The 13023-nt window shown below is 67.7% G+C and carries 14 protein-coding genes; 7 read left to right on the forward strand and 7 right to left on the reverse strand.

Annotation, left to right across the window (positions count from 1 at the left end; translation table 11 throughout):
* Nucleotides 1–55 precede the first annotated feature (55 nt).
* Genes OG976_RS07630 through OG976_RS07640 form a run of 3 tightly spaced genes read left to right on the forward strand, consistent with a single transcriptional unit; the run spans nt 56 to nt 3589 of the window.
* Nucleotides 56–1105 (forward strand): enoyl-CoA hydratase/isomerase family protein, encoded by a 1050-nt coding sequence (locus tag OG976_RS07630; RefSeq protein ID WP_328360072.1) that lies wholly within the window; start codon nt 56–58, stop codon nt 1103–1105.
* Entirely contained in the window at nt 1102–1887 is a 786-nt protein-coding gene (locus OG976_RS07635) for an enoyl-CoA hydratase (protein WP_328360075.1), read from the forward strand. The genes OG976_RS07630 and OG976_RS07635 overlap by 4 nt, the downstream gene beginning before the upstream one ends.
* Nucleotides 1844–3589, forward strand: coding sequence for an alpha/beta hydrolase (locus OG976_RS07640; protein ID WP_442930509.1), 1746 nt, complete (start codon nt 1844–1846; stop codon nt 3587–3589). Before OG976_RS07635 ends, OG976_RS07640 begins: the two co-directional genes overlap by 44 nt.
* Here OG976_RS07640 and OG976_RS07645 read toward each other — a convergent pair.
* Nucleotides 3573–3983, reverse strand: coding sequence for a rhodanese-like domain-containing protein (locus OG976_RS07645; RefSeq protein ID WP_328360079.1), 411 nt, complete (start codon nt 3981–3983; stop codon nt 3573–3575). The two genes, OG976_RS07640 and OG976_RS07645, sit on opposite strands and share 17 nt — an antisense overlap.
* Nucleotides 3980–4540 carry a cysteine dioxygenase gene (locus OG976_RS07650; RefSeq protein WP_328360082.1) on the reverse strand — a complete coding sequence of 187 codons (561 nt, stop codon included), beginning with the start codon at nt 4538–4540 and terminating at the stop codon, nt 3980–3982. Before OG976_RS07650 ends, OG976_RS07645 begins: the two co-directional genes overlap by 4 nt.
* A gap of 111 nt (nt 4541–4651) precedes the next feature.
* On the opposite strand from OG976_RS07650, the gene lpqV reads away from it, so the two are divergent.
* The 3 genes from lpqV to OG976_RS07665 all read left to right on the forward strand — a co-directional run bounded on the left by lpqV (nt 4652) and on the right by OG976_RS07665 (nt 6394).
* A complete protein-coding gene (gene lpqV / locus OG976_RS07655) occupies nt 4652–5086 on the forward strand; it encodes a lipoprotein LpqV (RefSeq protein WP_328360085.1) in 435 nt (144 codons plus the stop codon).
* Nucleotides 5087–5223: 137 nt separating this feature from the next.
* Entirely contained in the window at nt 5224–5403 is a 180-nt protein-coding gene (locus OG976_RS07660; protein WP_328360087.1) for a hypothetical protein, read from the forward strand.
* A 22-nt stretch (nt 5404–5425) separates the two neighbouring features.
* A complete protein-coding gene (locus tag OG976_RS07665) occupies nt 5426–6394 on the forward strand; it encodes a patatin-like phospholipase family protein (RefSeq protein ID WP_328360089.1) in 969 nt (322 codons plus the stop codon).
* Here OG976_RS07665 and OG976_RS07670 read toward each other — a convergent pair.
* Genes OG976_RS07670 through OG976_RS07690 form a run of 5 tightly spaced genes read right to left on the reverse strand, consistent with a single transcriptional unit; the run spans nt 6360 to nt 11511 of the window.
* Complete coding sequence (locus OG976_RS07670) at nt 6360–7223, reverse strand: patatin-like phospholipase family protein (protein WP_328360092.1); 864 nt, start codon at nt 7221–7223, stop codon at nt 6360–6362. The genes OG976_RS07665 and OG976_RS07670 overlap by 35 nt on opposite strands.
* Before the next feature lie 25 nt (nt 7224–7248).
* Nucleotides 7249–8403 carry an aromatic ring-hydroxylating oxygenase subunit alpha gene (locus tag OG976_RS07675; protein ID WP_328360095.1) on the reverse strand — a complete coding sequence of 385 codons (1155 nt, stop codon included), beginning with the start codon at nt 8401–8403 and terminating at the stop codon, nt 7249–7251.
* A 50-nt stretch (nt 8404–8453) separates the two neighbouring features.
* Nucleotides 8454–9332 (reverse strand): ABC transporter permease, encoded by an 879-nt coding sequence (locus tag OG976_RS07680; RefSeq protein ID WP_328360098.1) that lies wholly within the window; start codon nt 9330–9332, stop codon nt 8454–8456.
* The gene (locus OG976_RS07685; RefSeq protein ID WP_328360101.1) at nt 9329–10297 is read right to left on the reverse strand and encodes an ABC transporter permease; all 969 of its coding nucleotides are present in this window, start codon (nt 10295–10297) and stop codon (nt 9329–9331) included. The genes OG976_RS07680 and OG976_RS07685 overlap by 4 nt, the downstream gene beginning before the upstream one ends.
* Nucleotides 10267–11511, reverse strand: a complete 1245-nt coding sequence (locus tag OG976_RS07690; RefSeq protein ID WP_328360104.1) for a polyamine ABC transporter substrate-binding protein — start codon at nt 11509–11511, stop codon at nt 10267–10269. Before OG976_RS07690 ends, OG976_RS07685 begins: the two co-directional genes overlap by 31 nt.
* A 123-nt stretch (nt 11512–11634) precedes the next feature.
* On the opposite strand from OG976_RS07690, the gene OG976_RS07695 reads away from it, so the two are divergent.
* A complete protein-coding gene (locus OG976_RS07695; protein WP_328360107.1) occupies nt 11635–13011 on the forward strand; it encodes an aspartate aminotransferase family protein in 1377 nt (458 codons plus the stop codon).
* Nucleotides 13012–13023 lie beyond the last annotated feature (12 nt).

The following is a 13023-nucleotide window of genomic DNA, read 5'->3' on the forward strand; positions in this document are numbered from 1 at the left end:
GGTAAAACTAGGACATCCAACCTTTCGACCTTTCGACGACAAGGACCGCGCTGCCGTGACGGCTGTTTCCGACGAGATCCTCACCAGGGTCGACGGCCGCGTCGGCCGCGTGACGCTCAATCGCCCCAAGGCCATCAACTCCCTGACCCACCACATGGTCACCGTGCTCGACACGGTGCTCACCGACTGGGCGGGCGATCCGGCGATCACCGCCGTGGTGCTCGACGGCGCAGGTGAGCGCGGGCTGTGTGCCGGCGGTGACGTGGTGGCGGTCTACGAGAGCGCCAAGGCCGGCGGCGCCGAGGTGCGGCAGTTCTGGTGGGACGAGTACCGGCTCAACGCCAAGATCGGCAGCTACCCCAAGCCGTACGTCGCGATCATGGACGGCATCGTGATGGGCGGTGGCGTCGGGGTATCGGCCCACGGCAACGTCCGCGTCGTCACCGATCGGTCCAAGATCGCGATGCCCGAGGTCGGCATCGGCCTCATCCCTGATGTCGGCGGCACCTACATCTTGTCGCGGGCACCGGGCTTGCTGGGGCTGCACGCCGCACTCAGCGGCGCACCCTTCACCGGGGCCGACGCCATCGCCACCGGCTTCGCCGACCACTACGTCCCACACGAGGCGCTCGAGGCCTTCACCGCCGCCGTAGCCGGGGCGGGCGTGGAGGGCGCGATCGAGGCCTTCGCTATCGAGCCTCCCCCGAGTCACCTTCTGGCGCAGCGGGAGTGGATCGACGCATGCTATGCCGGTGAGACGGTCGCCGATATCGTCGCGGCTTTGCGGGAACACGACGACGCCGCCGCCAGGGACACGGCCGACCTGATCGCCTCCCGCTCGCCGATCGCGGCCTCGGTCGCGCTGGAGGCGATCCGCCGCGCCGCCCAGTTGCCGACGCTGGAGGACGTCTTGATCCAGGAGTACCGGACGTCGTCCGCATCGAGTCGGTCCCACGACCTCGTGGAGGGCATCCGGGCCCAGATCATCGACAAGGACCGCAACCCGAAATGGTCCCCCTCGTCGCTGGCCGCGGTGACCGAGGAGGATGTGCAGGACTACTTCGCCCCGGCCGACCCCGACCTGACCTTCGAGGAGGACAAGTGAGCCCTAAATCGAGCTTTGAAACCATCCTGGTGGACCGCGACGAGCGCGTCGGCACCATCACGCTGAACCGCCCGCAGGCGCTCAATGCCCTCAACACCCAGGTCATGAACGAAGTGACCACGGCCGCAGCGGAATTCGATGCTGACCCGGGTATCGGGGCGATCATCGTCACCGGCAACGAGAAGGCCTTCGCCGCAGGCGCCGACATCAAGGAGATGGCCTCGCTGTCGTTCTCCGAGGTGTTCGACGCCGATTTCTTCGCCGCTTGGGCCAAGCTGGCCGCGGTGCGCACCCCGACCATCGCCGCGGTCGCCGGTTACGCGCTCGGCGGTGGCTGCGAGCTGGCCATGATGTGCGATGTCCTGATCGCCGCCGACTCCGCGAAGTTCGGCCAGCCCGAGATCAAGCTCGGCGTGCTGCCCGGCATGGGCGGCTCGCAGCGGCTGACCCGCGCGATCGGCAAGGCCAAGGCGATGGACCTGATCCTGACCGGCCGCACCATCGGGGCCGAGGAGGCCGACCGCGCCGGCCTGGTCTCCCGGGTGGTGCCGGCCGCCGATCTGCTCACCGAGGCCAAGGCCGTCGCGACGACGATCTCGCAGATGTCACGCTCGGCCGCCCGGATGGCCAAGGAGGCCGTCAACCGTTCCTTCGAGTCCACTCTGACCGAGGGTCTGCTCTACGAGCGCCGGCTCTTCCATTCGGCGTTCGCCACCGACGACCAGACCGAGGGCATGGCTGCGTTCACCGAGAAGCGCGCTGCGAACTTCACGCACCGATAAAGTGCTGCAGGTGAGCGAAGCCGAGGTCGAGACCGCCGAACCTGCCCCGCCCACCACTGAAGTGCCGAAACCGGACTGGTGGCAGCGCCGTTACACCTTCACCGGGACCGCGGTCGGCATGGTGTTCCTCTGGTTGTCGCTGACGCCGTCGCTGCTGCCGCGTGGACCGCTGTTCCAGGGTCTGGTCAGCGGTGCTGCCGGCGCCATCGGATACGGGCTCGGCGTCTTCGGCGTGTGGCTGGTGCGATTCATGCTCTCGCGGCCCGCCAGCCCCCGGGCGCCCCGCTGGGCCTGGCCGATCCTGATGATCGCGGCGGTCATCGGGCTGGCGTTCTCCATCTTCTGGTTCCACCTCTGGCAGGACGAGGTTCGCGACCTGATGGGCGTGCCGCGGCTGAAGTGGTTCAACTACCCGCAGGCCGCGATCATCTCGGTGATCGTCCTGTTCGTCTTCGTCGAGCTGGGCCAGCTCATCGGCAGGCTCATCAGATTCCTGGTCGGCCGGCTCAATCGCTTTGCCCCACCGCGTGTTTCATTCATCGTCGTGGTGGCCCTGCTGCTCAGCCTGTCGATCTCACTGCTCAACGGCGTGGTGGTCAAAGGCGGTATGGCCTTCCTGAACAAGACCTTCGCCTCGGTCAACGACGAGATGGACGCGGACAACCCCGCGCCGACCACCCCGCTGCGCTCCGGCGGCCCTGGATCGCTGGTCAGCTGGAACACCCTGGGCCATCAGGGCCGCATCTTCGTCGCGGGCGGCCCGTCCGTCGAGAAACTGACCACGTTCAACGGCACCCCGGCCGTCGAACCCATCCGCGCCTACGCGGGCAAGAACTCCGCACCCGACATCCGGGCCACCGCCGACCTCGCCGCCCGTGAACTCGAGCGCGCGGGGGGTTTCAAGCGCAAGGTGATCGCGGTCGCGACGACGACCGGGACGGGCTGGATCAACGACGCCGAGGCCTCGGCGCTGGAGTACATGTTCAACGGCGACACCGCGATCGTGTCGATGCAGTACTCGTTCCTGCCCAGCTGGCTGTCCTTCCTGGTGGACAAGGAGAACGCCCGCCAGGCCGGCCAGGCGCTGTTCGAGGCGGTCGACGAAAGACTGCGTGCCATCCCGGAGGCGCAGCGGCCCAAGATCGTGGTGTTCGGTGAAAGCCTGGGCTCCTTCGGCGGTGAGGCGCCGTTCCTGAGCCCGAACAACATCATCGCCCGCACCAACGGCGCTCTGTTCAGCGGTCCGACGTTCAACAACACGATGTGGGAGGACGTCACCGCCAACCGCGACGAGGGCACGCCGATGTGGCTGCCGACCTTCGACGACGGCGCCAACATCCGATTCGCCGCGCGCCCGGACAATCTCGGCCGCCCGGACAAGCCGTGGGGCAACCCGCGCATCGTCTACCTCCAGCACGCGTCGGACCCCATCACATGGTGGAATCCGGATCTGCTGTTCGCCGAACCGGATTGGCTGCGCGAGCCCCGCGGTTACGACGTCTCCCCCGACATGAACTGGATTCCGGTGGTGACGTTCCTGCAGGTGTCCGCGGACATGGCCGTCGCCATCGACGTGCCCGACGGTCACGGCCACCGCTATGTGCGCGACGTGGTCAACGCCTGGGCGGCGATCACGCAGCCGCCGGGGTGGACGCCGGAGAAGACCGAGCGGTTGCGCGGGATCGTCAACGCGCCGGAGTAGCCAGCCCCAGTTCGGCCAGCCCAAGTTCGGCCAGCCCAAGTTCGGCCAGCGCCTCGAATCCGCCGACGACGTCGGTGGCGCGGTGCAGGCCGAGGTCCTGCAGGGCCGCCGCGGCCAGGCTCGAGGTGTAGCCCTGCGAGCACAGCACCACCCATTCGACGTCGTCGCCGACCGCCTGCGGCAGCCGGGCATCGCTGGTGGGGTCGCAGCGCCACTCCAGCACGTTGCGTTCGATCACCAGCGCGCCGGGCACCTCGCCTTCGGCGGCGCGTTGGGCAGCGGGCCGGATGTCGACCAGAATCGCACCCCGGCCCAGCGCAGCGGGAACCTCGGCGGCCTCGAGCCGGCGCAGCCGCGCCCTCGCGGCCGCCAGCGTGGCGTCGATGCGGCTCACGACCCTTCCGGCCCGTCGGTCAGTTCGGTGCGGGTCCGCCGAAGCGTATTGCGCTCGGTGACTTCGTAATACGACATCGCAGTCAGCGGCGGCGAATACGCGTGCACACTCAGCGTCGCAGTATCCGGGTCGGCCAGGGCCGGTGCCCCCACCACGTCGTGCACCCAGCCCAGCGGGAAGGCCGCCTGGTCGCCGGCGTCGAGGCGACGGCGGCGCAGATCTTGCCCATCCCAACGGTATTCGTGCAGGGCACCCGACAGCACGGTGAGCGCCCCGAGGGACCCGCCGTGGTCGTGCAGTTCGGTGGTGTGGCCGGGCACCCAGCTGATCAGCCAGACGTCGAGTTCGTCGTCGGCGTGCAGCCGGGTGTACCACCGTCCGTCGGTCGGCGGACCGCCCGCTGGCATCAGCGCGTCGTGCTCGCCGCGCAACACGGCATCGGCGAACAGGTCGGTCGTGTGCAGAAGGTCCGGTAACCGCAGCCGGGTGGGCGCGGACACCGCGGGAAGCACTGACGGGAAGTGGGTGACGGCACGAGCTGAGCTCGATAACGACATGAGGAGAAACTCCGGATTGCAGGGACGGATCGGGGGCAGGGCTAAACCCGACAACACTCCCGAGAACCGGCACGCTCCGTCATGGCCGCCAGTGTTGCATAGATTGACACCATGCGCCGGGACCGATGTCGTTCACTGACTGCTGCCGCCATCGTGGTGGTGGCCCTCAACGCCGCCTTGATGGCGTGTTCGTCGGGGGGCGGCGGCAATGCCACGTCCAAGGCCCCGGTGCCGTCGAGTCCAGCCGAGGAGCAGGGCGCACCGGCCGAGCCGATCGGGGTGTCACCTAACGGGGTGACCACCCGGATCGACGTCCCCGCCGAATCCACCGAGGAGCAGTACGCGCAGGCCTGCATGGCCACCAAGAGCTGGATGGAATCCCACGGCGGTGATCCCACGACATTGGTGGAGACGAAGCTCAAGGAGTTGCAGGCCAGCACCGAGCCGAGTCCGCAGACGTTCAACAGCACCTGGGCCCAGCTGTCCACCGCGCAGCAGGCCGCGGTGATCATCGCGGTACGGGCCGCCTCGCAGGGCGGGTGTTGACGGTCACATCCGGTTCGGATCACGGGTAGCAAAAGTCGTCCCGGACACCTGATTGCTGCCAACGGGCGATCACTTCCTGCCACCGGAATTAATACCCTGAGCTGGTGGTTTTCACCTCCGTAAAGGAGGCAACAAAGATGACGAAATTCGGATTCGCGGCACTGGTCGGTAGCGCCCTGAGCGCTGCCCTGATCGGTCTGGCCGCCCCGGCGGTCGCCGCACCGAGCGCCGACCATCAGCACACCACCACCGTCGACTCGCTGGGCTACACCGTGGGCAGCGACAGCGGAACAGTCGACGCGGTCCAGCGCGACTGATACCGGCGAGCAGAATGGAGTGATGGCGAGGGGACGGGTTGCGCTGGCACTCGGGAGCGGAGGTGCGCGGGGTTACGCGCACATCGGCGTCATCGACGAACTACAGGCCCGCGGCTACGACATTGTCGGAGTCGCGGGCTCGTCGATGGGGGCGCTGGTCGGCGGATTACACGCCGCCGGTTCGCTCGACGAATTCGCCGACTGGGCAAAGACTTTGACCCAGCGCGCGGTTCTGCGCCTGCTCGACCCGTCCATCACCGCCGCAGGCGTGTTGCGGGCGGAGAAGATCCTGGACGCGGTGCGCGACATCCTCGGCGAGGCCACCATCGAGAACCTGCCGATCCCGTTCACGGCGGTGGCGACCGACCTGATCACCGGCAAGTCGGTGTGGTTGCAGCGCGGGCCTGTCGATGCCGCGATCCGGGCCTCGATCGCGATCCCCGGTGTCATCGCACCCCATGTGCTCGACGGCCGGCTGCTGGCCGACGGCGGCATCCTCGATCCGGTGCCGATGGCGCCGATCGCCGCGGTCAACGCGGATCTGACCATCGCCGTCAGTCTCAACGGGGGTCGGTCCGACGCACCGGCCGACCAGAGCGCCAGTCCGGAGACCCGGGGCACCACCGAGTGGCTCAACCGGCTGCTGCGCAGCACCTCGGCACTGCTGGACACCGCGCCGGCGAAGTCGGTGCGCAACCGGTTCGGCAGTACTGACGATCCCGGTGACGACGCCGACGACAGCTCCGACGAGCTGGTCGACAGCTCACGGGAGGCCGGTCTGCCCAAGCTGGGCAGCTTCGCGGTGATGAACCGCACCATCGACATCGCGCAGTCCGCGCTGGCCCGCCACCAGCTGGCGACCTACCCGCCCGACCTGTTGATCGAGGTGCCCCGCACGGCGTGCCGGAGCCTGGATTTCCACCGGGCCGCCGAGGTCATCGACCTCGGCCGCGAACTCACCGCCCGGGCGCTTGACCAAGAAAATCTGTGACGGCCGCGGCCACCCGGCGGCCCTGCTCCCGTCCAGCCCGCGCCGACGGCACCCGGCACACCGGGTCCAGCGGGTTGGGCCCGAACGCGGCAAGAGACTCCTCGTCGGCGTACACCGTGAAACTGCGTGCCCCGAACCCGGCGATCTCGGCGGCGGTGCCGTCGCTGAACGGCGAGGGTGCGAACTCCGACGCCGGGACCAGTAGCACCGCGGTGTCGCAATCGGCGGCCACCCCGGTGTGCACCGAGCTGCTGACCCCGCCGTCCATGTAGCGCCGCCCGGAGATGGTGACCGGCGGCCACGTCGCCGGCACCGCACAGCTTGCGGCGACCGCGTCCACCAGCGACACCCCCGACGACGAGTCGAAGACCACCAGCTCGCCGGTGGCGATGTCGATGGCGGTGATGCGTAGTTCGGCATCGGGCCAGTCGTGGCTGGGCAGGCGCGCTTCGATCACCCGACGCCGCACGGGTTCGGCGACGGTGGCTGCCTCGGCGGCCACGGCTCCGATGCGGCGCAGCTTCTCCGGCAACCCGCCGGGTTCGGCCATCGCATTCAGAAAGAGTTCGGCGATGGTGTCGATGTCGACGCCGGGATCCAATTCGCTTGACGTCGGCGCGATCTGGCGTTCGTAGAGCTCGTCGAGCGGCATCGGGCTGCTGATCTGGGCGGCCACCGTGGAACCGGCAGAGGTGCCGACCAGGACGTCGGAGGCCAGCAGTGCGCGGGCGGTGTCAGGCGATTCGTCGGCGATGCCGCGCAGCACGCCGGTTTCCCAGGCGATGCCGGCCAGGCCGCCGCCGGCCAGGATCAAGGCTCTTCTCGTCACAGCCTGGCAGTGTGCCAGGCCGTGCTCAGCGCGTGCCGGTGTAGGCCCGTGCAACCCGGGTGACGAACTGGTAGACCCCGTCCTCGTCGGGTGCCAGCGGGCCCGGCCGGGAGTGCGGGGAACTGAGTCCGCGTTGCACCGACTCGCAGGCAGTCCAGTCCTGACGGTTGGTCAGGTCCCAGAAGTCGACCGCGTACGACGGGTCGAAATCGGGCGCCTCGAGTGCCTCCCTGGGAAACGCCCACGCGCATTCGACGTGCGTGCGGTCGACGCCCAACGGCGTCATGATGTGCGTCATCACGTAGTCCGGGTGCAGGCTGACCAGCAGGTTGGGGAAGCCCACCAGGTACATGACGGTGCGCAGTTCATGCTCGGAGAGGCCCTTGATCGCCACGCCGCCGCTCGCACCGGACAGCGACATCGTCTGTGCGCCATCGATGATCGACATCCAGCCGCCCATCCACTCACCGGGCAGGTCGATGTTCTCGCCGCTGGTCGGCGGGGAGATCCGGGACAGCTCGGGGTGGATCATCTGGCAGTGGTAGCACTCCTGGTAGTTCTCGACGATCACCTTCCAGTTGGTGTCCAGCACGTAGGAGTGCCGGTCCACCACGGTCAGGTCCTCGGGCCGGTAGGGGCCGATGATGTCCTCCAGGCCCGCGACGTGCTGGTCGAACTCGCCGTCCTCGCCGCTGGGGTCGACGAACAGGTAGCCGTGCCAGTTCACCAGCCGCAGTTCGGTGAGCCCGAATTGGCTTGTCTCGAACTGGAATCCGTCGGCGTCGTCGAAGCCCGGCGCATTGCGCAGTTCGCCGTTGAGCTTGTAGGACCATGCGTGGTACGGGCACACGATGCCGCGGCGTTTGGCGCTGGACCCGCAGGCAAGCATTTCGTGGCCGCGGTGCCGGCACACGTTGGCGAAGGCCCGCACCTGGCCGTCGTCGCCGCGCACCAGCAGGATGCTGTTCTTGCCGGAGCCGACGGCCTTCTGCGCACCAACGCCGTCGAGGTCGCTGGCGTGGCCCACACAGTGCCAGCCGGAGAAGATGCTCTCCTTCTCCCACTCGAAGACCTGCGGGTCGACGTAGGCCTCCCGCGGCAGCATCCGCGACTGCCCGAAGGGGGCGAGCGCGGCGGCCAGATCGTCGGCGGGAACCGGAGCGGGCTGTTGTTTGAACATACAGTCAGACTAGTCTGTCGCGCGGTTCCGGTCCAGAGATGGACGCAGACTCAGGCCTCGCCCGCGAAGGCCGCGATCCCCTTGCCGGTGGTCGCATCACCGCGAGTCATCCTCCGGTACAGCAGGTATCCGACGGTGACCGCCAGCAGCGCGAAGACCAGCAGCAGGGTGGCCAGCGCATTGAGCGCAGGCGTCGGTGCGGCACGCGCGGTGTTGTAGATCTTCACCGACACCGGTTCGGTCGAGGAATCCCCGGACAGGTAGCGCACCAGCACGAAGTTGTCGATCACGTCGGCGAACACCAGCACCGTGCTGGCGAAGATCGCCGGGAACAGCATCGGCACGGTGACCCGGCGCAGCGCCTGCATCGGCGATGCCCCCAAATCCATTGCCGCTTCTTCGTATTGGTTGCCGATCGTGGCGAGCCTGGCCCGCACCAGCACGGCCGGATACGCGATCTGGAAGGTGATCAGGCCGACCACCTGTGCCGAGGTGCCCAGCCCGATCGGCAGTGCCAGCGAGGTGATGGCGAACAGCAGCGCCACCGCCAGCAACACCTCGGGGATGACGAACGAGACCAGCATCAGCATGTTGGCCCCGGCAGGCAACCGGCCGCGCCAGCGGTCGATGCCGATCGCGAACAGCACCCCGAGCGGGACGGTGATCAGTGTGGCGATCACGCCGAGTTTCAGGGTCTGCAGCAGTGCCTGGTGCAGGGTCGCGTCATGCCACACCGATCGGGTCTGGTCGCCCCAGTACCAGCGGAACGAGAAACCCTGCCAGTTGGTGCGCGACTTGCCGTCGTTGAAGGAGAAGGCCACCGCGATCAGGACGGGCAGCAGTGACCACACCAGGTACCCGACAGTGACCGCCACCAGAACCCGCGGCGGCCGCCAGGGATCGTTCCACCACGCCAGCGGCCCCCTCATGTGGACACCTCGTCACCGCGGGCGGTGACGCGCACGTAGTAGAACATCGGCAGCACGGTGGCCAGCAGCACCAGCATCACGAACGCACCGGCCTGCCCGGTCTGTCCCGGCGACTGCACGGAGTCGTTGATCAGGTTGCCCACCATCGCGGTCTTCGGCGAGGCCGACAGCATGTCGGAGGTGAAGTAGTCGCCGAGCATGGGCAGACAGGTGAGTAGCACCGCGGCCACGATGGTCGGCCGGCACATCGGCAACGTCACCCGCCAGAACGACGCGACCCGGTTGGCGCCGAGGTCGCGGGCGGCCTCGAGGGTGGCCTGGGGCAGGCGGTCCAGCCCGGCGTAGAGCGGCAGGATCATGTAGGGCACATAGCCGTACACCAGGCCGAGCACCACCACCACGGGTTGGCCGGTGAGCCAGTGCACGTGCACATCGAACAGGCCGCCGAAGCTGGCGATCCGGTTGACCAGTCCGTCGTCCTGAAGCAGGTTGACCCAGGCCAACATTCGCATCATGTAGCTGATCCAGAACGGGGCGATCAGCGCGGCGAGCAGAATGCCCGCCCACCGCCCGGACAGCCGGGCCACGTAGTAGGCCACCGGGAAAGCGATCAGCAGGCACAGCACGCTGGCGATCACCACGTAGACCGCCGTGCGGATCAGCGCCGGGCCGTAGGCGCCGCTCGGCCCGATCCTGGAGAGCACATAGGTGAACTGGGTCGGGTCCCACTGCAGCGGGTTCCACACCGGAACGGGGGTGCGGAAGATCGGGTCCACCTGGCCGAAGACGATGGCCAGCACGACGTACATCGGCGCCAGGAAGAACACCAGTAGCCAGATGACTCCCGGCATGGCCAGCGCGGGCCACAGCGAGTTGGCCCGGTTGCGCCGAGACGTCTTCGCGGGTTGCGCTGGCGCCTCGGCCGTCTCCGTGGTCAGGATCCCCCGGCCTTGAATGTGCGCCAAACATTGTGCCAGGCAGCATCATTGGCAGGATCGAGCTCAAGAGTCCGGTAGCCGGTGTCGAAGTACTCGGGCTTGACGATCGCCGTGCGCAGGTTCTCCGGAATGAAGCCGTCGGCGACCAGGGTGTCGGGGTTGATCGACACCTGCGGCGGCTGATAGCCGATCGCGGAGAAGTTCTGCTTGGCCACGTCGGGCTCGAGCATGTGGTTGATGAACAGGTGCGCGAGCACCGGGTTCTTGCCTCCGCGCAGCGACACCATCAGGTCATTGTCCACCAGACCCTTGCCGTCCGCAGGGAACCAGTAGCGCAGGATGTCCACGCCGGTGCCCTCGGGCAGGTAGTTCTGGGCGTTGATGATGTCACCGGACCACATCTGCGACAGGCCGATCTGCCCGGCGGGCAGGTCGCTGTACATGGTGATGGTGACCTTGGGCGAGGTGGCGGACACCAGCGCCGACAACTGCTCGCCGACCTTCTTCAGGTCGTCGGCCGAGGAGGTGTTGACGTCGGTGATCCCGAGTTTGAGCAGCACCATGGCCATCGCGGTATGCCAGTCGTCGATGACGGCGGTCTTGTTCTTGTAGGCCGGATCCCACAGCGACTCATAGGGATTCTTCAGCGCGCCGATGTCGGCGGGCACCTGATCGGCACGCCAGCCCAGGCCGGTGGTGTACACGGTGTAGGGCACGCTGTAGCGCCATTCCCCGTCGTACCAGGGGTTGGCGAAGAACGGCCAGACGTTCTTGATGTTGGGGATGTAGCTGTGGTTGAGCGGACGCACCAGCCCGCCGGTGACCAGCCGGCCGATCTGGTCGTAGCTGGGGAAGAAGATGTCGTAGTCGACGTTGCCGCCGCGGATCTTGGTCAGGGCCTCGTCGGTGTCGTTGAATGTCGAGACCTGCACCTTGACGCCGTACTTGTCCTCGAAGGACTTGACCGCTTCGGGCGCCATGTAGTCGGCGTAGCTGTAGAGCTGCAGCGTGGCGCCCTTCTCCGGCCCGAGGCTGTCGGCGATGGCCTTGTTGTCCGCGGGGATGTCCCAGGTGACGGGGTTACCGGGCGAGGCGATCTTCAGACTGGGAGCCGAAGTCGATTGTCCGCCTTTGGAACACGCGTCCAGGAAGGCCACCAGTGCCGGAGTTCCGGCGGCCAGCAGCGCAGCCCGGGTCAGGAACTGGCGGCGGTTCGGACCGGGTCGATTGGGAACAGGCATCCGCACCTCCGTGAGTTTTCGGGCTTGTAGCTAACTGGACTCTGACATAGACTGAACGCTCAGTCAATAGCTGGCGCGGTGCTTTTACGCAGGTCCGCACAGCATTCGAGCGGAGGTTTTCCCGTGGCTTCGTCGATTATCGAGAGCCCGGTTGCAGACGCGGTCGACCAATTGATCGCCGACGAGGAGAGAGTGTTCCTGGCGCGCCAGCCGCGCAGCACCGAAATGATCGCTCTCGCACGGGAACACCTCGCCGGCGGCGCGACGTCCAACTGGCAGATCGCCCAGCCGCAGGCGGTCTGGATGAGCCACGGCGCGGGGTCCAAGGTCTACGACGTCGACGGCACCGAGTACGTCGACATGCACGGCGGCTACGGGGCGTCCATCGCCGGTCACGCGCATCCCGCGATCGTCGAGGCGGTCAGCAGGCAGGTCCGCCGCGGGACGCATTTCGCCCAGCCCACCGAGGACGCCATCTGGATCGCCGGGGAACTGGCCCGCCGGTTCGACCTGCCGCTGTGGCGCTTCGCGAACTCCGGCACCGAGGCCACCATGGACGCCGTCCACCTCGCCCGTTCGGTGACCGGGCGCGACCTGATCATCAAGGTCGAGGGCTGCTATCACGGCCACCACGACTCGGTGGAGGTCTCGGTGCTGCCCGAGGCCGACGAGGTCGGGCCCCGCGATCATCCGATCGGCGTCCCGGGCAACAGCGGCATCCCGGCCGCGATTCGCGACCTGGTGGTCGTCGTGCCGTTCAACGATCCCGAGGCGGTGGCCCGCGCGCTCGCCGAGCACCGCGGCCAGGTCGCCGCGATGATCGTGGAACCGGTGATGATGAACGCCGGCATCATCCCGCCCGCCGACGGATATCTGGCCGCGATCCGCGACCTGCTCCACGCCGAGGGCGCGCTGCTGATCTACGACGAGGTCAAGACCGGCTTCACCACCGGCCCGGGCGGAGTCACCGCCATCTCCGGTGTGGTACCCGATTTGATCTGTCTGGCAAAGGCTTTGGGCGGCGGTATCTCGGTGGCCGCGATCGGCGGGACCGCACAGGTGATGGCGGCGATCGCCGACGGGCGCTACGAGCAGGTCGGCACGTTCAACGGCAACCCGCTGGCGATGGCCGCCACCAGAGCCACCCTGTCGGAGGTGCTCACCGGTGATGCCTACCGGCGGATGGATCGCCTGGCGGCACGGTTGCGCGACTCTTTGGACGCGACAATCGCCGAATACGGTTACGGTTGGCACGTGGTCAGCGTCGGGGCCAAGGGCTGTGTGACGTTCAAGAGTGAGCCGGTGCGCGAGTTCCGGGACTTCCTCACGATCGACGACCGCCTGGGCCACCTGCACTGGCTCATGCAACACAACGGCGGTGTTTTCCTGCCGCCCTGGGGCAAGGTGGAGCAATGGTTGCTATCCGTCCAGCACGACGAGGCCGATGTCGACCGCTTCGCCGCGAACTTCGCCCGGCTGTCCAGGGCGGTGGCGGGCTGATCGGCTGCTGTC

It is taken from the genome of Mycobacterium sp. NBC_00419 (assembly GCF_036023875.1).
GTDB lineage: Bacteria > Actinomycetota > Actinomycetes > Mycobacteriales > Mycobacteriaceae > Mycobacterium.